General features: G+C 52.8%; 24 protein-coding genes. 12 read left to right on the top strand and 12 right to left on the bottom strand.

The features are described 5' to 3' along the window. The first annotated feature begins 5 nt into the window (after nucleotides 1–5). Together NUS69_RS07380 and NUS69_RS07375 are read left to right on the top strand one after the other, a co-directional pair. Complete coding sequence (locus tag NUS69_RS07380) at nucleotides 6–410, top strand: hypothetical protein (protein ID WP_258083190.1); 405 nt, start codon at nucleotides 6–8, stop codon at nucleotides 408–410. Between the two features lie 61 nt (nucleotides 411–471). Continuing rightward, nucleotides 472–2,160: a DUF4910 domain-containing protein gene (locus NUS69_RS07375; RefSeq protein WP_258083189.1), complete on the top strand. Its 1,689-nt coding sequence runs from the start codon at nucleotides 472–474 to the stop codon at nucleotides 2,158–2,160. On the opposite strand, the gene NUS69_RS07370 is transcribed toward NUS69_RS07375, so the two are convergent. Both NUS69_RS07370 and NUS69_RS07365 read right to left on the bottom strand, forming a co-directional pair. Next, the gene (locus NUS69_RS07370) at nucleotides 2,157–2,498 is read right to left on the bottom strand and encodes a transcriptional regulator (protein ID WP_258083188.1); all 342 of its coding nucleotides are present in this window, start codon (nucleotides 2,496–2,498) and stop codon (nucleotides 2,157–2,159) included. The two genes, NUS69_RS07375 and NUS69_RS07370, sit on opposite strands and share 4 nt — an antisense overlap. 103 nt (nucleotides 2,499–2,601) lie before the next feature. Continuing rightward, nucleotides 2,602–3,249, bottom strand: a complete 648-nt coding sequence (locus NUS69_RS07365; RefSeq protein ID WP_258083187.1) for a metallophosphoesterase — start codon at nucleotides 3,247–3,249, stop codon at nucleotides 2,602–2,604. Nucleotides 3,250–3,753: 504 nt separating this feature from the next. Between NUS69_RS07365 and NUS69_RS07360 the strand changes: the two genes are divergently transcribed. Beyond that, the gene (locus tag NUS69_RS07360; protein ID WP_258083186.1) at nucleotides 3,754–4,548 is read left to right on the top strand and encodes a nitrilase; all 795 of its coding nucleotides are present in this window, start codon (nucleotides 3,754–3,756) and stop codon (nucleotides 4,546–4,548) included. Between the two features lie 239 nt (nucleotides 4,549–4,787). Continuing rightward, nucleotides 4,788–5,177 carry a multidrug transporter gene (locus NUS69_RS07355; protein WP_258083185.1) on the top strand — a complete coding sequence of 130 codons (390 nt, stop codon included), beginning with the start codon at nucleotides 4,788–4,790 and terminating at the stop codon, nucleotides 5,175–5,177. Here NUS69_RS07355 and NUS69_RS07350 read toward each other — a convergent pair. Further along, nucleotides 5,161–5,961 carry a class I SAM-dependent methyltransferase gene (locus tag NUS69_RS07350; protein WP_258083184.1) on the bottom strand — a complete coding sequence of 267 codons (801 nt, stop codon included), beginning with the start codon at nucleotides 5,959–5,961 and terminating at the stop codon, nucleotides 5,161–5,163. The genes NUS69_RS07355 and NUS69_RS07350 overlap by 17 nt on opposite strands. A 93-nt stretch (nucleotides 5,962–6,054) precedes the next feature. Here NUS69_RS07350 and NUS69_RS07345 point away from each other — a divergent pair, with 93 nt between their 5' ends. Genes NUS69_RS07345 through NUS69_RS07335 form a run of 3 tightly spaced genes read left to right on the top strand, consistent with a single transcriptional unit; the run spans nucleotide 6,055 to nucleotide 7,241 of the window. After that, entirely contained in the window at nucleotides 6,055–6,729 is a 675-nt protein-coding gene (locus tag NUS69_RS07345; RefSeq protein ID WP_258083183.1) for a hypothetical protein, read from the top strand. Next, the gene (locus NUS69_RS07340) at nucleotides 6,713–6,856 is read left to right on the top strand and encodes a hypothetical protein (RefSeq protein ID WP_258083182.1); all 144 of its coding nucleotides are present in this window, start codon (nucleotides 6,713–6,715) and stop codon (nucleotides 6,854–6,856) included. The genes NUS69_RS07345 and NUS69_RS07340 overlap by 17 nt, the downstream gene beginning before the upstream one ends. Continuing rightward, the gene (locus NUS69_RS07335; protein WP_258083181.1) at nucleotides 6,849–7,241 is read left to right on the top strand and encodes a hypothetical protein; all 393 of its coding nucleotides are present in this window, start codon (nucleotides 6,849–6,851) and stop codon (nucleotides 7,239–7,241) included. The genes NUS69_RS07340 and NUS69_RS07335 overlap by 8 nt, the downstream gene beginning before the upstream one ends. Here NUS69_RS07335 and NUS69_RS07330 read toward each other — a convergent pair. The 5 genes from NUS69_RS07330 to NUS69_RS07310 all read right to left on the bottom strand — a co-directional run bounded on the left by NUS69_RS07330 (nucleotide 7,230) and on the right by NUS69_RS07310 (nucleotide 10,282). Beyond that, entirely contained in the window at nucleotides 7,230–8,039 is an 810-nt protein-coding gene (locus NUS69_RS07330; RefSeq protein ID WP_258083180.1) for an SdpI family protein, read from the bottom strand. The genes NUS69_RS07335 and NUS69_RS07330 overlap by 12 nt on opposite strands. After that, a complete protein-coding gene (locus NUS69_RS07325) occupies nucleotides 8,039–8,395 on the bottom strand; it encodes a PadR family transcriptional regulator (RefSeq protein WP_258085036.1) in 357 nt (118 codons plus the stop codon). Before NUS69_RS07325 ends, NUS69_RS07330 begins: the two co-directional genes overlap by 1 nt. Nucleotides 8,396–8,400: 5 nt before the next feature. After that, nucleotides 8,401–9,105 (bottom strand): YhfC family intramembrane metalloprotease, encoded by a 705-nt coding sequence (locus NUS69_RS07320; protein ID WP_258083179.1) that lies wholly within the window; start codon nucleotides 9,103–9,105, stop codon nucleotides 8,401–8,403. Between the two features lie 2 nt (nucleotides 9,106–9,107). Continuing rightward, the gene (locus tag NUS69_RS07315; RefSeq protein ID WP_258085035.1) at nucleotides 9,108–9,446 is read right to left on the bottom strand and encodes a heavy metal-binding domain-containing protein; all 339 of its coding nucleotides are present in this window, start codon (nucleotides 9,444–9,446) and stop codon (nucleotides 9,108–9,110) included. 68 nt (nucleotides 9,447–9,514) lie between these two features. Further along, nucleotides 9,515–10,282: a hypothetical protein gene (locus NUS69_RS07310; protein WP_258083178.1), complete on the bottom strand. Its 768-nt coding sequence runs from the start codon at nucleotides 10,280–10,282 to the stop codon at nucleotides 9,515–9,517. A gap of 98 nt (nucleotides 10,283–10,380) precedes the next feature. On the opposite strand from NUS69_RS07310, the gene dph2 reads away from it, so the two are divergent. After that, the gene (gene dph2, locus NUS69_RS07305) at nucleotides 10,381–11,403 is read left to right on the top strand and encodes a diphthamide biosynthesis enzyme Dph2 (RefSeq protein ID WP_258083177.1); all 1,023 of its coding nucleotides are present in this window, start codon (nucleotides 10,381–10,383) and stop codon (nucleotides 11,401–11,403) included. On the opposite strand, the gene NUS69_RS07300 is transcribed toward dph2, so the two are convergent. The 4 genes from NUS69_RS07300 to NUS69_RS07285 are packed head-to-tail and all read right to left on the bottom strand — an operon-like array spanning nucleotide 11,396 to nucleotide 13,307. Then, the gene (locus NUS69_RS07300) at nucleotides 11,396–11,665 is read right to left on the bottom strand and encodes a hypothetical protein (RefSeq protein WP_258083176.1); all 270 of its coding nucleotides are present in this window, start codon (nucleotides 11,663–11,665) and stop codon (nucleotides 11,396–11,398) included. The two genes, dph2 and NUS69_RS07300, sit on opposite strands and share 8 nt — an antisense overlap. A gap of 2 nt (nucleotides 11,666–11,667) precedes the next feature. Further along, nucleotides 11,668–11,964, bottom strand: coding sequence for a DUF3227 domain-containing protein (locus tag NUS69_RS07295; protein WP_258083175.1), 297 nt, complete (start codon nucleotides 11,962–11,964; stop codon nucleotides 11,668–11,670). Then, nucleotides 11,957–12,826, bottom strand: coding sequence for an ATPase domain-containing protein (locus NUS69_RS07290; protein ID WP_258083174.1), 870 nt, complete (start codon nucleotides 12,824–12,826; stop codon nucleotides 11,957–11,959). Before NUS69_RS07290 ends, NUS69_RS07295 begins: the two co-directional genes overlap by 8 nt. After that, complete coding sequence (locus NUS69_RS07285) at nucleotides 12,795–13,307, bottom strand: RAD55 family ATPase (RefSeq protein ID WP_258083173.1); 513 nt, start codon at nucleotides 13,305–13,307, stop codon at nucleotides 12,795–12,797. Before NUS69_RS07285 ends, NUS69_RS07290 begins: the two co-directional genes overlap by 32 nt. A 73-nt stretch (nucleotides 13,308–13,380) precedes the next feature. Here NUS69_RS07285 and NUS69_RS07280 point away from each other — a divergent pair, with 73 nt between their 5' ends. The 4 genes from NUS69_RS07280 (at nucleotide 13,381) to NUS69_RS07265 (ending at nucleotide 18,128) form a co-directional block, all read left to right on the top strand. Next, on the top strand, nucleotides 13,381–13,992 hold the full coding sequence (locus tag NUS69_RS07280) for an METTL5 family protein (protein WP_258083172.1): 612 nt from the start codon (nucleotides 13,381–13,383) through the stop codon (nucleotides 13,990–13,992). A 61-nt stretch (nucleotides 13,993–14,053) separates the two neighbouring features. Continuing rightward, complete coding sequence (locus tag NUS69_RS07275) at nucleotides 14,054–15,010, top strand: HEAT repeat domain-containing protein (protein ID WP_258083171.1); 957 nt, start codon at nucleotides 14,054–14,056, stop codon at nucleotides 15,008–15,010. A gap of 56 nt (nucleotides 15,011–15,066) precedes the next feature. Then, nucleotides 15,067–16,776, top strand: coding sequence for a hypothetical protein (locus NUS69_RS07270; RefSeq protein ID WP_258083170.1), 1,710 nt, complete (start codon nucleotides 15,067–15,069; stop codon nucleotides 16,774–16,776). A 26-nt stretch (nucleotides 16,777–16,802) separates the two neighbouring features. Continuing rightward, nucleotides 16,803–18,128: an RsmB/NOP family class I SAM-dependent RNA methyltransferase gene (locus tag NUS69_RS07265; RefSeq protein WP_258083169.1), complete on the top strand. Its 1,326-nt coding sequence runs from the start codon at nucleotides 16,803–16,805 to the stop codon at nucleotides 18,126–18,128. Nucleotides 18,129–18,141: the final 13 nt, after the last annotated feature.

The following is an 18,141-nucleotide window of genomic DNA, read 5'->3' as shown; positions in this document are numbered from 1 at the left end:
GAACTATGGAAGAAGTGAAAAAGCTCATGCAGGAGGCCTACGAGTTCGGCTACTTCGTAGGCTACAAAGGACACAGCGAATGGGCTGAGTGGGTTCGCGAGCGCAGGGAGAGGCTCTACGCGAGAGCACAGGAGCTCGGCGTCTACGAGCTCGTAAAGAATGCCTACAACCGTGGAAAACTGGAGGGGGCGAAGAAGAGGGAGGAGGAGATAAGAAAGGGGCTTGGAAAGGAGGGCGCAGGTGAGGAGCGCCCGGGACCGAAGACGGCTCTTCCTGAAGGCGAAGAGGAAGGGGGAGTGGAGGCGGAGTTTGCACGCTTCCTTGAAACCACCCGGCTTTTTCTCCCTCCCGACCTTCTGGATACCATGAAGCACCTGAAGCCTCCAAGGATGCTCCGTATAGGGCACTGAGCTCTTCTCTTCTATGCGAGCACCTTAAATATTCTGTGGAAGATTATCCTTGGGGATAACCATGAAGCGCTTTTTAAAAGAAGCAGAGGTTTTTGATTCCTCAAATGTTCTCCACTACATAGCCGAGATAAGCCAGTTCCACAGGATACAGGGCTCAAAAGAGCTCCCCGAGGCTGTTCGCTTCATCAGGGAGGAGCTCAGGGTATGGGGGATCAACGCGGAGCTTTACGAGGAGTTCTACGACGGCAAAAGCTGGTTCCTGACCCTCAAGTCGCCCATAGCCTGGGATCTGGTGCACGGAAAGGTCGAGGTTCTGGATAAAACCCTGACGACCTCTCAAAGTCCCCTCGTCGTCATGGCACACTCACCAAGCGGAAAGGCCGAGGGCGAAGTGGTTCACATAGTCCGCGAGGAGGACTGGAAGAACGCCGGAGGAAAGATAGTCCTGGTTGGGAAGGAGTGGCGCGACGCCTACAGGAAGGCCAACGAGGCCGGAGCTGTGGGCTTCATCGCTTACCGCGAAGGAACCGGGGGGGCTATACCCTACATCGGCCTGTTTCTGAGCGCGGACGACCTTGAGTGGGCGAAAATTCCCGCCGTTGCCATTCCCGAAAGTCTGGCCAGAGGCATAATAGGAAAGCTCAACGCCGGGGAGAGGGTTGAGGCCAGGATCGAGGTTGAAGCCCAGATAAACGAGCGCCAGGTTCTGCCGATCCTCTATGCCGAGATCGGGAAGGAGCCGTTCATCCTCTTCACCGCCCACATCTGCCATCCGAAGCCCGGCGCCAACGACAACGCTAGCGGAAGCGCGATGCTCATAGAGCTGGCGAGGGTTCTCAGCCGGCTCTACGACGACTCCTTCCGCTTCGGCTTTGCCTTCCTCTGGATCCCGGAGTACTACGGCACGCAGGCCTTCGTGGAGAAATACGCCGAGCTTGAGAAGTACTACGCCGTCATAAACCTCGATATGGTGGCAGGGAGTGAGGATCGGGCCGGCTCAACGATAATGCTCGTGAGGACTCCGATTTCTCGCTTCTCCATTGTTTCTGGGGTTCTTGAGTACTTCCTGGAGCTGGCTAACGGGGCTGGGAAGAGCTTCTCGGGAAGCCCTCTCCCCCAGATAAAGCTCAAGAGCTATCCCTACGAGATGGGCAGCGACCACGATGTCTTCAACTTCTTTGGAATTCCGTCGGTGATGCCGATAACGTGGCCCGACCGCTTCTACCACTCCAGCGAGGACACCGTTGAAAAGGTGAGCAAGACCAGCATAGAGATCATCGGTAAAGCAGTTCTGGCCACCGCCCTGGCCCTTGCCAAGGCAACTGGGGATGAACTCGGGCGCTTTGCACGCGGCTACGCCATGAAGTACCTCGGCGAACTTTCCATGGAGAGGGACACGGAAAACGCAGAAAAGCTGGTGATGATGGGCCTGGCCAGAGATTCCAGGTTCCTTGGCATCGAGAGCGGTCACCCCTTTGAGAGAAAGCCGTGGATGCGGTGGGTGCGGAAGGGCAGGGTCTCGGGTGAGCTCATAAAGGACGTTAATGAGAATGCCTACGAGGAGTTTAAGGAGCTTACCCGGGACAGGAAGATGCTCGTGCACCTCCACGAGCTCCTGATGCTCGGCGAGCTCCTTCCGAAGGAAGAAGCAATGCACGCTCTAAGGGAAGAGTTCGGGGAGGTTGAAGAAGAAAAGCTCGAAAGACTCCTGGCCCTGCTGGAGGAGATAGGGGTTATAGAGAGGCTCTAGTTTCTCTGCCTGGATGTGCTTTTGAGCTCCTTTTCGATTTCGTTTATCCTCTTTATCAGGCTTTCCTTGATGTGTTCAAGAACCTCGCTCGGTGAGACGGCTGTGTAAACGTAGCCCAGCCAGCCCTGTTCAATGAGCTTTCTCCTGAGTATCCCCTTGCGGTAGAGGCTGAGCACGTGCTCCCTAACCGAGCGCTCGCTGATGCCTAGTTCCCTCTGTATCTCGGTTATCCTCATGGGTTCACTCTTTTCGAGCAGGAGACGGTATATCCTCAGCTCCGTCTTCTTAACACCGAGTGAGCGAAGCAGTGCCTCAAGCCTCTCGTAGACGTCGCTCATCTTCGGGTCACCTGATATACTTTTATCCCACCTATGAAGTATTATCTTCATAACCTTAATAAACTTTGCCCGTCCGTGAATGTTATAAAGACTCTCTATTGCCCTAGAGTGAAATACGCCCCAAGTAAATTCCCTCCGGCAGGAAAGCTTCTCCCTCCCTAAAATCCTTCAGGAAGGGCACCATCTTTATACCCTGCCTCACGTCGAAGCCCTCGATGAAGGGGTTGATCGTGGGGAGGATGAGAAACCTGCCCACGCGGAAGAAGACTTTCATTTTCCTGGATGTCCCACCCCTCTTGAACGTATACGCGGGGTGTATGTGCCCCAGGTAGCCTTCAGAAAACTCGATCTCTGGCAGGTTCCTATGCCCGTGGAGGAAGAGGAACCCGTCTATAAGCGCGTGCTCAGCGACATCAACGTTGGGAAACTTTTCGGTTACCTCCTCTATCCTGCCATCGTGGTTTCCCTTGGTGATTATGGTGGGTGTTCCCCGAAGGTCTGAGAAGAAGCCCATAAGGAGGCGCTTCATCATGAAGCTCAGCCCTATCGGCTCCTTGATGTCACCGAGGAGTATCAGCAGGTCTGGGTCTTTTTCGGCTATGAACTCCGCGAGCCTCTCCTCGAAGTGAGTCCGTACCCTCAATCCTCTGGAGAGCTCAAAGCCGATGTGGGGGTCCGCTATTAGAAGAGTCCTTCCCCGGGAAGTTTCAATCTCCATTGAGAGCCGCTCGAAGGTTTCAAAAGAGTACATGGAACCACCGGGCAAAAGGATAAGAAGAGGAGCATCAGATCAGCCCGCGCTCCTTCCTGCGCTGCCTCTTCAAGCGCCTAATCCTCTTCTTGATCCACTTCCACCTCATTCTTCCCTTCTTCTTCCACTTCCTTGGGCGCCTCTTCATGATCATCACCCCTGACTTTTCTCTCCAGCCTTAGCTCCAGCGGTTCCTTTTTAAGCTTTTCCGTGAGAGAGTGTCGGTTACCTTTGAACCGTCGAAACGGTGTATCAACGCCCCAGTGGGGCACAAACCTCTGAAGACAGCGGCTTCTCACCCTCAAAAATTTCCAAAATTTTAACGGCTTTTTATCCGTATCTTGTGTTGTAAATCGGATTTTTGTATGAATGCGTTACTGTTGATATTGCAATTCAATGTTGGATACAGGATTCTGGGTAAATCCTTCATAAAGACCCAGATAAATGCGAGACACACTTCCGCTAATCTTATCTATTCTGGAGGCAACTTTGAACGGTGGTAGCATGAAAGTGGCATACGTCCAGATGGAGCCGGCCCTCCTTGAGCCCGATGTGAACTACTCCAAGGCCGAGGAGATGGTTCGTGAGGCTGTAGATAAGGGAGCCAAACTCGTGGTTTTACCGGAGCTCTTTGATACCGGCTACAACTTCGAGAGCAGGAGCGAGGTTGAAGAAGTTGCAGGCCAGATTCCGGACGGCCCGACGACCCGTTTCCTCATGGAGCTTTCGAACGAGCTGGGGGTCTTCATCGTGGCCGGAACTGCTGAAAAGGATGAGAAGGGCAGGCTCTATAACTCCGCCGTGATGACGGGCCCGATAGGCAGCGGCTACATAGGGAAGTACCGCAAGGTTCACCTGTTCTACCGCGAGAAGCTCTTCTTCGAGCCGGGCAACCTCGGCTTCCACGTCTTCAACATCGGCATAGCCAAAGTTGGGGTGATGATATGCTTTGACTGGTTCTTCCCGGAATCCGCTAGAACCCTCGCCCTCAAAGGGGCCGACATCATAGCCCACCCCAGCAACCTCGTCATGCTCTACGCCCCGAGGGCGATGCCGATTCGGGCTTTAGAGAACAGTGTTTACACCATCACCGCCAATAGAATCGGTGAGGAAAGGGGCTTGCGCTTCATAGGCAGGAGCACCATAGCATCTCCAAAGGCAGAGGTTCTCGCGATGGGCAGCGAGGATAAAGAAGAGGTCGCCGTTGTCGAGGTCGACCTCTCGCTCGCAAGGGACAAGCGGCTCAATGACATAAACGATGTCTTCAGGGACAGACGACCTGAGTTCTACTCGCTGTGATAATATCCATCCTATCCATTTCTTTGTATTTTAGAGTGTTTGTATATTTTTTGCTCCAATCCTGGGCCATTACCAACCGTGTTGTAATGTCACCAATATTTGAAGGACAGTATCCAATAACATCCAATGGAATGCACTGCCCGTTGGAAAATCTACATAAAACTCCCCCCAAAGGGCTCTGTTCCCGGTTCTGTGTTCTCTTCCGAAAGTATTTTAAGAACTAGGGCAGTAGACGCTAGATGATGGCGAGAAAAAGGAAGTACATCCTTTTGGTTGTGCCCGTTGCGGTTGCCCTAGTGATTGGACTAGTGGTCAATGCCGAGATGTTCCCGGCAGACTATTCGTACCAGAAGGGCATCTTCGGGCCCCACAACGTCCAGGCCGAGCTTCTTCCGGCGAATTCACATATACGCGGCCAGATAATAGCCCAGAACCCGTTTTCAGCCTATGTGGTTGTCTCAAAGTCTGGCTACTTTGAGGACGTTGACGGAGATAACGTCGTTCTCAGCTGGGAAAACGTCACTGAGGTGAACCTTGATTTCAACCTCTCCGACGGAAACTACTACCTCGTTATCAAAAACGGCAACGTTAGCCAGGAAATAGAGATGAGGTTTAGAGCGGACGGCTGAAATCTCTAAGCACAAGTTCTGCGACGTCCTTTCTTGGCTTTTTGAAGTACAGCAGACCCCAGACGTTTTTAACGCCCCTGCTTTCTCCGGGTATGAGCCGGGCCTCTCTGAAGAAGACCCTTCCGATTGCGAGCTGGGTTGAGATGTCCCAGTAGTGGAAGTCAACGTCGCTTATCTTCTTGAATCCCGGAAGGATGTAGTAGCCCCTTTTGAACGTCCCCCTAACGAAGTTGTAACCCTCGTGCATTGAGGCTATGGTATGGCCCTCTTTTCTGCCCTCCACCAGGAACTTTTTGTACCCTGCACGGTACATTACCCAGTAAACCCTGTCCATGTCCTCTATCAGGAAAACGCCATCATCACTGAGCGATAGGGCAACCCCCGCGAACAGCTTGACTGCATCGAAGGGGTCAAAGTGCGGCATGGTGAATCCCCACAGCACGGCAACGTCGTGCTCGTCCACCAGCTTTGCAACCCCCCGGGCATCTCCTTGAACCATCCTCAGTTCGGGACTTATTCCGGCCAGCCTAACCCATTCTCTCGCCAGCTCAAGGTCGTCCTTCCTCGCATCGAGGAGCGTTAGGAGTCTGGCCCCGGTCACCTTTGCGATGGCAACGCCCGCTATACCCGTCCCGGCGCATATGTCCAGAACTCGACCCTTTGACGGCAGTTCATCCGAAATGCTCCTGAAGAGCTCCTCTATCTTCCTGAATCTCTCCCTTGCCCTTTCATCCCCTGGATCCATCCTCCAGTTGATGTAGCGGTAGAGCTCCTCTAGGGACATGTCATCACCACGAGGGAGAATGTGTGAAATTATTTAAATCCATCGAAAGGTTTAAATATTTTGTCAACTTACATGAGTTGACAAGGTGAGAACATGAGAACAGGAAATGCGAGAGAATATAATATACTCCTATTTCTCGAGCTGGTGGTTTTTACCGCGGGAGTTGCCCTTGAAAATACCCTGTTAATCATGGCTTTCTTCATTCTTCTCATGGTAACGCCAGTTTTCTTCCATGGGCGCGCCGTTAGGGTCAAAGGGAGAAAAATAACCCTGGAATGGGGATTATTACTCAAGCGTCATGTTGATATATCATTCAGTGAGATCTTAGATGTTATCGATGCTTCATCTAGCAGATATCTCATCCTCGCTAGATACACGCCCGAGATCCTTCTTGTCCCCCTCGGCATGTTTATCGGTGGGGTGGGAATATTCTTCACAGCCCAGTACAGGTGGGTGGGTCTTGGGTGGATGTTTTTTGGGAGCGTTGAACTCGTAACTTATACCATCTCCGAAAGAAAAAGGGCGGCTTTGATTATTGTTCTTATAACAATCGTTTTCTCGCTCCTTGCCTCTATTATAAAAACATCTTTTGTAGTTCCTATCTTGGTAGCTGGAGTTATAATGGCAGTTTTCGTCCGGGAAGGAGGTCCAATGATTATGAACACTCTCTTCATCGTTACCGAGCGCGGAGTTTATCAACTCAGGTATGACTCGAAGGAGGAAGTGAAAAATTTGTTATCCGTTATAGGTGATGAGGGTGAGGATTAGAGAAGCATGGCTAGTCTCAACTCCCGGGACGCTGATGCTCCTCAGAATCGGGGCAGTTGGTCTGCTCTCCCCGAATAGGGGTAAGGAGGTTCTAAAACTCATCGGGGAGGCCATGGGAGATGCTTAGACTTCCGGAGGGCATGGGGCGGGTCTGGCTGATGAGGGCCAGGGGAATGCGCGAGGTCGAGATAGCGGAGGCCCTCGGAATTTCCCGCCAGGCGGTAAACAAGGCCCTGAAGGATGCCCGGGTGAAGCTCTTCGAGGCCTTCTTTGGCCTCACGGAGGTCTTCTCCTGGGATATTGTGAGGGTCAACGCCGAGAAGGGGTTCATGGTCGCTAGGGGGAAGTGCCTAGATAAAAACGTCCGCGTTTACGCCTTCTACTTCCCGGGAAAGGGGATAAGAGCATTCTTCGAGGAGAACCTGCCCGACTATGTGCTTGAGCACGCCGTTGAGTTGGGAATAACAAGAAAGCCCGATAGGGAGGAGCTGATAAAGGCATTAGAGAGCTGATTTAACACCCCTTACGGCCACTATGAGCCTGAGCGTCTCTATAACTATAAGCCCCACCCCTCCGAGGACTATCGCGTCTAAGAATGCCGGCGAGCTGAAGGAGTACGCGTTGTAGAGAATTGAATAGACGGAGGCACTCCATATTATGAACTGAATCGCCGTGAGGAGCTCAAGGATTATCCTGGCGACTTTCTCATTCCCCTTGGGTATTCTCAGGGCAAGGGGGTCCCTTCCGAGGTACGTCAGTCCGAGGATGAAGAAGGAAACCCCCACCGGTGTCAGGAACGCTCCAATCGATTTGGGCTCGAAGCGGTCGGCCATTCCCCGGGCATCGAAGTGGACCGCTATGATTTCCGGCATTCTTCCCCAGCTAACGGCGAGGAGAATGAGGTATGACGCGAGCAGAACACCCTGAACGGCGAGGTAGGGCCTGACGTCCACTTTGGATATGGGCTTTGGCTCGCCGACGGCCGGCGTTGAGATATCCTCCAGCTCAACGGTCTCCCTGGCTATCGTGAAGCTTCTTTTGATTATAAGGGCAGTCCCGACGAGCATCGCAACCGTCAGGAGGGCAACGTTGCCGGTGAAACTCAGGATTCCAAGAAGAACGCCGAGCACCATAAACGCCTTCCCCGCGAACTCGTTCGTTCTCCTCCAGGCTTCCCTCGATTGAAACGTGTAGCCTATCCTCACTCCTATCGCGTGGTTCGGCCTGTCCCTGTAGAGGTAGGTCAGCAATCCTGCGAAGAACATTGTGGCAGAGATGAAAAGCCCGAAAATTGTATCGGGACTTGGCATCAGCCCCCCTCCATCCTTTCAAGCGTCTCCATTATCGCGCCTATCTCCATCCTCAGCTCGTTCAGCACTTCCCTGCCCAGCTTTGTCAGGGAATAGTACTTCCTCGGCCTTCCCCCGACCTCCGCCCAGGTGTCTCCCACCAAGCCGGTCTTCTTCAGGCTCTTGAGGATGTCGTACAAAGCGCCCTCACTGGGCACGATCCTGCCGTCGCTGAGCTCCTCCAGTCTTTTCCGTATTGCGTAGCCGTGGAGCTCTTCTTCCCTCTCCAGGAGCAGGAGCACTAGGTACGAGTAGAGCCCGGAGCGGAGGTCTTTTCTCAGCTTCTTAAGGGCTTTCTCCTTCCTGTCCACCAGCACGTCGCTCACCACAGGGCTTCCTCTTCCTTCGGGAGCTCGACCTTTGCCTTTGGAATGGTGTAGTACAGCAGTCCCAGTGCGGCGAGGGCGGTTATAAACTCTACCGCGTACATGACCGGCTCGCTTTTCGTGAGCTGGTAGTACGCCGCCAGGGAATCGATAACCGTGTGGATTCCTATCATCGCCAGAAGGCCCGTCTTCCCGTAGCCTTCCCTGTAGGCGTACGCGAGGTATATTCCGGTTCCGACGTGGAACAGGACGACGAAGTAGCGCTCCACCATCGAGAGGAGCGCCGTGCTCAGCGGCACGTCGAGCGGCTTTCCAGTTGCCATAGCTCCGGCGAGGGCCGCTCCGGCTATAACGAAGACCTCCGTTATTCCGAAACCCAGTCCCATGAACAGGCCGGTGTTCAGGCTCTTCCCCTTCACGAGGAGGTACTTCGCCCCCTCCTGGGCTATGCCGGCGATGAGCCCGAGCCATATCGAAACACCTATGATAAAGGTGGTTCCCCTGGCTATGACGTCTGCGTTGGACTTTATCCCCATTCCGAGGAGCGGGAGCTGCTGGACGGGGTTTTGAATGATCATTGCAATGAAAAACGCGGCCAAGCCGAGAACGAACTCTCCCCATCTCTGCTTTTCGAAGCCGAGGAAGTAGAGCGTTGCCCACGCCAGCAGCCCGCCGAGTATGGGGAACGGAAGGAGGTACATGCTCACTCCTCCTTGACCCTCTCAACGACCACCGCCGTGCCGTAGGCGTATATCTCGGCCATCCCCGAGGCAACCGCGGATGTCATGAAGCGGACCCCTATGACGGCATTGGCCCCCATGTCCTCCGCGTGGAGCCTCATCCTCCTCAGCGCCTCTTCTCTAGCTTCTGCCAGCATCTGAGTATATTCCTGCACCTCTCCGCCCTTCAGGTTCTTGAAGAAGGCCATTATGTCCCTTCCGACGTGGGTTGCCCTGACGATACCGCCCCTGGCGAGGCCCTTGACCTCGACCACGCGGTAGCCGGGGATTTTCTCTGTGGTCGTTATGATGAACTCACCCATACTCATCACCCCGATGCATCGAACTTCGAGGTATTATTTGCTTTAGAATATTTAAGGCTTTTCCCTGTCTAGGGACCTCGGCGGAAGTTAATGAAAAATATGACCGTGGCCGTGCTCAGGGTCAGTGAGATGGGTGCGGAGAGGAGCAGACCGACCACCAGACCGGCTATCCCCATGTTGGTCACTATGAGCGTCAGTGGAATTGAGATCAGCGTCCCCACGGCAAGATAGTTGATGGCGTAGCTGAGGTATTCACCGCCGTTTTTGGCCATGTTGAGGCTCTCCGCTAGGGCATCCATGAAGCTGAGGTTATAGATTGAAATTAAGAAAGGTGTCCCATAAATGGCGTAAAGGAATATAAGAAGCCCCAGAAAAGCCGAGAGGGCCATAAACGGTGAGACCATTACGGTGAGGATTAGAAACATCATGACCGCGTAGAGCATGGCGTTAAACTTGAGGAACTCGGGAAAGTCCCTTCCGGCGTTCTTGAGAAAGTCGCTCTCGCGCATCAGAACCTCATCCCTTATGCTTCCAATGTAACCCGCTTCGAGGTAGCTTCCAAGGAGAATAAAGAGCGCCGTGAAGGTTATGCCCTCTAGGGAAAAGACAGCACCTGAGGCCTTCGCCGGAAGGGAGACGAGGCTCCAGAGGGTGGGTGTCGGCTCGGGCAGGGGGAACTGAATCCCGAAATGGAAGCCCTCGACGTTTAGAGCTTCCAGGACCTTCTCGTAGTTAAGCAGGCTCATCACTACCGGCACTGGAAGGAGCCATTTGGTCTCCTCAAACTTTCCCCATGCCTCACCGAGGAGTCTGAAAAACTCCACCACGTTGTTCACCAATCTCTATCATTAATTTCCAGTTTTTAACCTTTTCCAATAGTATCGATGCCGATGGGCATTTAAAGGCTTTTCCGCTATGGACTCCGGTGGGTTCAATGCATGAAGTTTCGAGTCGCGAGATATTGGAAACCCTTCGAGAGCTCAACGCCAAGCGCGTGCTCATCCAGACGCCTGAGGGACTGAAGAAGGAAGCCCAATCTCTGGCCGATTTCCTTGAGGAGAACGGAATCGAGGCGATAATAAGCGGGGATATAAACTACGGTGCCTGTGACCCTGCCGATAGAGAGGCAAAGCTCCTCGGCTGCGATGCGCTGATACACCTCGGTCACAGCTACATGCGCCTCCACCTGGAGGTTCCAACGATATTCGTCCCGGCCTTTGCAGGGGTGGACGTTGTTCCGGCCTTGGAGAAGAACCTGGGGGAAATCCGAAAGCTAGGAAAAAGGATAGCCCTCGTCACGACGGCCCAGCATATTCACCAGCTCGGAAAGGCAAAGGAGTTCCTGGAACAGAAAGGCTTTGACGTCCTCGTTGGAAAAGGCGACTCCCGTGTCAGCTGGCCCGGCCAGGTTCTCGGGTGTAACTTTTCGGCGGCCAAATTGGATGCCGACGGCGTCCTCTTCATCGGCGCCGGCTATTTCCACCCCCTCGGCGTTGCGGTCGCGACGGGTAAACCGACCTTGGCGGTCAACCCCTACTCAGGTGATGCTATATGGATGGACCGGGAGGCTGAGAGGCTCATAAGGAAGCGCTGGGCGCAGATAGCGAAGGCCATGGATGCTCAAAAATTCGGCGTCATAACCAGCACCAAGAAGGGTCAGCTTCGCTTGGCTGAGGCGAAGCGCGTCGTCGAACTCCTCCGGGAGCACGGGAAATACGCGAGGCTCATAGCCATGAACCACATTAACTACCCGGCTTTGGAAGGCTTCGACTTCGATGCCTACGTCGTCGTTGCCTGTCCCCGCGTGCCTATAGACGACTACGAGAACTGGAGAAAGCCCGTGCTGACGCCGGCCGAGGTGGAGATACTGCTCGGTCTCCGCGAGGACTACGCTTTCGATGAGATACTTGGGGCTGAACGAAAATTCGATGAGCCTCTTGGGGTGAGTGTCAGGTAGCTCTACCGCCCCTTTCAAGGCTCCTCAGAACGTTTAAGGCGTCCTCCCGCGTTCTTACCCGCACTCTAATGCCATTTTCATTTGCCAAATCCTGTATTAACTTTTTAGTTGGGAACTCGCCGAGAAACATTGTCAGTGTCTTATATACACTTTCAGGATCTTCCTGCCCCTCAAGCTCTTTCATGGCGTATTCAACACATTCGATCATTGCACTCAAAAAGCTGTGCTTTCTTCGGAGAGTTTTGAGCACCTCTTCGGCCATACCTATTCACCGAGATACTCCTCCAAGGCCGTTATCATATCCTCGATATCGGTTGATTTAATTGGAATGTTTAGTTCTTTTATGAGGTCGTAGATGAATACCCTTGCCGCGAACTCTCCAAAAAGCTCCTTGAGAGCGGTGTAAAAAGTGCGGGGGTTGTCTTCTATGATTTCTATGCCTTTTCCGTATTTAGAAAGAAGGTACGTGTTAATCGTGGCTTCAAAAGGTTTCCCCAACTTCTGGAGGATTTCATGGGTTGTAACGGCCACAAATGCGGGGGTTATCTCGATGCTACTCAATTATAACACCCCCTTCACCTATGTAGAACTCTTTGAGCAATGGTTTGTGTTCAGAATGCCTGGACTTGAGCACAAGTATGCGGCGTTTCATGGATTCCCCGGGGTGTTGAGGTAGCTGATAATCGAGCACTATTATTGTATCCATTAATGTGCTGAACCCCGTAGAAATAAACCCCTCGGCGCTCCTCGACGTGTGCGTCAGGATAAACGTAATTCCCCTTTCCTTGGTCAACAGCTGGAGGTATCTCAGGGCTTTTATAAAATCCCTCTCATCCATGTGGCTTTTCATGGCAGACAGGGAATCTATGACTAGGACATCTGACGATGTTTCATCCAATAACCTTCTTATTGTCGCGTAATACTGAACAGGGGTCTTCGCTTCCGGAACCATGGCAACAATTTTAATATTGCCCGTGAGCCCCAGCTTGGTCATGGCTTCCTGTATTGCGCCAATTGACTCCTCGAAGGTTATGTAGAGCACGTTTTTACCTTTTTTAGCCATGTTGGATGCTATCGTGAGGGCTAGTATCGTTTTGCCACTGCCGGTGGGGCCTGTTATCATCGTAATACTGCCTTTGTATAGCCCTCCACCAATCAGGTCATCGAGTACGGGTATGCCAGTCTCAAACCGCTCACTGGTGTCTATTCTCCTTTCGGTAAATTCTAGCTCCGGAACTGAAAGGACGTCAATGCCCTCATTGGTGATTATGTACTCATAGGCACTTTTCACTATCCGTCTGCCACGCATTTTTGGTATTGTCAGGTACCTCTTTATGACCTCGCCTTTCCGTTCCATTTCAAGGACTATGACTCCATCTACGACGAACTCCTCAACGCCAAAACCCACCCTTTTTTTCCCCATAGGGTATTTCACCTATTAGTATGGCAAGGGCATCCAGGGCATTAACGATTCTGCCTATAATCGAATGGAGGAACGATCTCAGCATGACCTCTCCAAAGATCTGGCCCACAACAGTTACTGAGTCAAAAACTACTATCTCCGGTTGCCATTCTATCAGATCCCGGATAAGGAAGTCAATGAATTCTTTCATCTCCTCCCTTGGCATTGTTAACATGTCGTAAAACCTAAAGAGCCCCTGTTTTTCCATTTCCCAAAAATCCACACCGCTCTCCAGGGCATTTTTGTAAAATTGTTTTTTGCTTTCAGCAAAAGAGACGTACGCACCCTTTAGACCCTTCTGCAAATTGTTGTAGAGAATATGAATTGCCAGGTGGGTTTTTCCTGTCCCGGGGTTTCCCGCTATCAAAATGCTGGTTCCCTTGGAGAAACCTCCAGCAAGGGCCTTGTCAAGACTAGGTATGCCGGTGGCTATTAGCCCCATTTTTTCTCCCGTGGAGATATTATTGCAGTAAAAATATAAATACATTTCGTTAGAATTTTGGAAGGGGGATAATGTGAAGAAAAAGCACCTTGCCATTGCCCTTTCAAGGCTGGACGGCTTCAGAAACCCAAAGCCCGAGCTTGAGCAGTACAGGACGCCTGGGAACGTTGCGGCGGAGCTACTCTGGCTGGCGTACTCGCAGGGGGACATAGAGGGCAAAATTGTGGCCGACCTCGGTGCAGGGACAGGGGTTCTCTCGGCCGGGGCCTGTCTCCTTGGGGCGGAGAAGGTTTACGCGGTTGAGGTTGACGATGATGCTGTGGAGGTTCTTCTCGGGAACTTGGAATCCCTCGACCTGCTGGACTGCGTTGATGTCGTTCACGGGGATGTGTCAGATTTTTCGGAAAAAGTCGACACGGTCGTCATGAACCCGCCCTTTGGTAGCCAAAACCCCCATGCGGACAGGCCGTTCTTGATGAAGGCCTTTGAGGTAAGCGACGTTGTTTACTCCGTCCATCTCGCCAAGCCCGAGGTCAGACGTTTCATCGAAGCATTTGTCAAAGACTTCAATTTTTCAATAACGCACAGAGTAACTCTTTCTTTTGAGATTCCGGCTCAGTTCTTCTTTCACCGGAAGAGGCTGGAAAGGATATCCGTCGACGTGTACAGGTTCCAACGTGTGTAAAGCGAAAACAATATATTGGATGAAGTTCAATATCTCGTGGGTATAATGAGGGGTGAGGCCCATGGATCAAATTAGGGAGCTAGTGATGTCCTGGCGGGCGATGGATATAATAAATATCGCAAATGGAGATGAATACGTGGTTGAATCTCTCCTCAGGCTTCTGGGAGACGAAGACACAACCACCCGTCTGCGGGCGCTCACAGCCATCGGGAAACTCCTCGGGGATCCTGACGGCAAGATAAAGTCCGTAGTGTTGAAAAAAGGTTTTAGCCGCTTAGTGACTCTTCTCGGCGATGAAGACGGCAGGATTGTCTCAAGAACTCTGGAGGTTCTTCTCAGGCTTCTTGAGGGGGTGCAGATAGACGAGAACAGACTTCTAACGCTGATAGAGGCCTCGGTTCCTGTGGCGGAAAGGGAGGACACTTTCATATACCTCTCGCTCTTGGAGCTGTTCCGTAAACTCCAAATGCCTCCTTTAAGCTGGAAGGTGGGGGCTAAGATAGATGGGCTCCTTAATGCGGACAACATATACCTGCGGACACTTGGTATGCGCCTCCTCCTCAATTCGGGAAGCCTTGATGGGAAGAGCAAAGTGGTGCTGGAGTGCATCACTGACCTTCTGACCAGTAGTAACGTCCTGCTCATTGAAGCAGGGCTGGATTTTCTGGAGGAAGTCCTTGCGTTCCATCTCTCTCCTGATATGATGAAGCATCTCGTAAGATTCTTGCACGTTCTTAAGAACCTTGAAAACGGGGCCGAGAGTGTTCTTGTCCGTTCCAGGGCTTCTAGTGTGAGAACTGAAGTCGAGAGGGTGCTGTTTTCATACTACCGCTCTAGAACTGAGGAGGCATTGGAGGTAATAAAAGAACTTCTCCTTGGCAGGCACGTTGAAGAGGCACTGAACTTGGCATTGATGCTCGGAGGAACTTCGCTCCTTTTGAGCCTGTGGGCAGGTGAGGGCGATGGTCCTGATCCAAAACTACTAATGGAGCTGCTTATGCCTTCCAGGATGCCCTAACCCCCGATAACAAAGAAGCGAAAGTGATATATGCAAAGCTGGTTATACTACACATTGTGCCGTCCGGAGGGGCCGTCCTATCTAAAGATGAACTGCGCGAACTGGTGCTCTCGTGGCAGATAAAGGAGGCCGTCAGGCTGGCTATGGAAGACAGCGACGTCCTCCTGATGCTTTTGGACTTGGTTAGGGAGGATGATGTGAATACAAAGGTCAGGGCACTACTTGCCCTCTACGAGGTTTTGAAGGGGGAGGACGGAGAAACAAGGCTTCTTGTAATCAACGAAGGTTTTGATGCCATAATTTCTGCACTGAAGTCAAAAGAATCCCGCCTCGTAACGAAATCCCTGAAGGTTCTCTCTGCACTGGTGGAGGGCTTTCCCCTGAGGAAGGAGGAGTTTCTGAAGCTGGTGGATATACTGGTTGAGCTAGTAAAAGACCCCGGAATAGAGTTTGCCTCCATTGAAATGGCCGAGCTGGTTACGAAGCTAACCGTTGCCCAGCCTTCTCCTGCGATTCGCTCCAAAGTCGCCTGGTTGATTTCCAGTGACAATCCCCGTTTGAAGGGAATGGGGCTCAGGCTTCTGCTCAACATCTTTGTGTTTACGGGAGACCCTAAAAGTTTTGAAAGGCTCCTTGAGGAGGCATCGGAACTCCTTCTGAGTGATGATGATATCTTGGTGGACTTTGTCCTTGATGTGCTCGTGGAAGCACTTCAGAGGGGAGTTCCGGAGGATGCCATGAAAGTTCTTCCCCGGGTTCTTTCGAGGGTTAAAAGGATTGTCGCCCGCAGTGATGATTTCTTTATCCGATCAAAGGCAAAAAGACTGGCCCGTATGGGCGAGGAGGCGCTCTATAATTACTACCGCTCCAGGCCAGAAGAGGCTAAAAACACCCTTCACAGGCTTGTGCTGAACGGAGAATACTCCACGGCAATGGATCTGGCCATTTCACTCGGCGATGAATTTCTCATTAAGTGGCTCTCAAAGACCCTGGAAAAAGAGGGAGCGGAGGAGTTCACCCCCAGGTTTCAGGTTGTCGATGGCCCGAGAGGTGGTCCTGCGGGTGTTGTGGAGTTCTCACCTCCAGCTCCCTCTGAACGGCAGAGGAGACCTGCCGGAATTACTGTAGAGAAGTTTTCCGACGGAGAATCCCTACCGTCCCTTGAGAGGGTGCTGGAGGAGGGGGACGCCGGGGCATTGCTTGATATCCTCCGCTCGCGGCCGGATTCCGTTCGGGAGATTGAGGGGTTCCTCCGTTCGGGAGACCCTGGAAAGAGGTCGAACGCCCTTTGGACACTCTCAAGGCTTGTAAACAGGATGAACAATGGAGAATTTGAACTGCTGTATCCCCTGATACCCACGTTCTTTGACGTGGCTGATTCCGGAAATCCCTGGGAGAGGAACAAGGGGGCAAAAATCCTCGCAATCCTTGCCTCAAAAGGCGGCAGGAGGGATATCATTGAAAAGATGCTCGGCCTGCTTCCGGAGCGCCCGCTCCCTGCGCCGGAGTTCTTCAGTTACTACTTCATCTACACCTGGGACGAGGACGCGGTGTCTAGAGTACTGGAGTTCCTGAAAGGGGCTCTTTCAAACCCTGAACTTCAGTTCTCTGCCCTCATGGTTCTCGATGCGATAACGATGTGGGGGATACGCCCCGGAATAGACTGGGAAAGCTTCCTGCCGATTCTTGAGGGCCTCATTAACTCGGACGACAATGAGATACGTAGGGTGGCGAAAAGGGTCATGGAAAGGTTCAAAACTGCATGAGCCCAGCTCACACGGGGGGAGACAATTTGGGGAAGCTCAAGCTCAGTGACAGACAGCTGTATGCACTGGTTGAGGCCGTGAAGCTCGGCGAGGAGGTAAAGCCGAGCCAGCAGGCAAAGAGGAAGGCCTTTGCGAGGTACCGGATTGAAGGATGGGAGAACTCCAAGCTGACGGGGGTATTCTACTCCATTCAGCGGAGGCTCGGGCTTATAGATGAGGTTATCGAGGAGCTTGTTGGGGTTTCCCCTCTGATACTCGACCCGTGGCTGAGGGCTACCCTTAGAGTCGCGGTCGAGGTGGCAGTCTTCAGAGACCCCAGCGAAAAAACCCGGGGGCACCTTAGGGGCCTTGCCCAGTTTCTGTCGAAGAGGACGCATCCCTACGTGGGCTATTATTACTATGACCTCCTTCCGGAGGTTTTCGAATACGTCCCGGTTATCGATACGGAGGAGAGGCGCCTCAAGTGGGACTACCTGTTCCAGGAGTGGTTCATAGGGAAGGTGAGGGAACTGGTTGGGGATGAGGCCGAAGATCTCCTGAGGGCACTCAACGAGACCCTGCCCACGAGCATCAGGGTCAACCTCCTGAAGGCAAGCGTTGAGGACGTTGAGCGCTATCTGAGAAAAAAGAGCGTCCGCTTCGAGAGGAGCAAGAGAGTTGAGACCGTCATCAGGATTCTTGACCCTTTCAACCCGGAATGGCTCTTCAACAAGGGCTTCGCCGTAGCCCAGGAGGAAGCTGCAGCGGTTGCCTCTCTTGTACTGGATCCGAAGCCCGGCGAGACCGTCGTCGACTTGGCAGCTGCTCCCGGTGGCAAGACAGCCCACATGGCGGAACTGATGAAAAATGAGGGAAAAATCTACGCCTTCGATGTCGATAAGGCCAGAATAAAGCGCATGAATGAGGTTCTCAGACGTACTGGCGTTGAAATTGCCGAAACAATCAGGGCGGACGGAAGGAAAGTTCCCGCTATGCTGGGGGAGGAGATCGCAGATAGGGTGATGCTCGATGCCCCATGCACGAGCGACGGGACGATAGCCAAGAACCCGGAGCTGAGGTGGCGCCTCCGCGAGAAGAACATCCCTAAAGTCGTGGGGCTTCAGAAGGAACTCATAGAGAGCGCCTGGAAGCTCCTGAAGCCTGGGGGGAGGCTCCTCTATTCGACGTGCTCGATGTTCCGCGAGGAGAACGAGGGCGTTGTGGAGTGGTTCCTGGGGAGGCATGAGGACGCGAAGCTCGTGCCTTTGAACGGCCCCTACGATGAGGGCCTTTTGCCGGGGACAATGAGGGCCTGGCCCCACAGGCACGGAACGATAGGGTTCTTCTACGCGTTGATAGAGAAAGTGCCATGATGATGGTCTTTAC

Origin of the sequence: Thermococcus thermotolerans, assembly GCF_024707485.1 — an archaeon.
Classification (GTDB): Archaea; Methanobacteriota_B; Thermococci; order Thermococcales; family Thermococcaceae; genus Thermococcus; species Thermococcus thermotolerans.
Note: the sequence above shows the minus strand (reverse complement) of the source record. Positions and strands in the feature narration are given on the sequence as shown.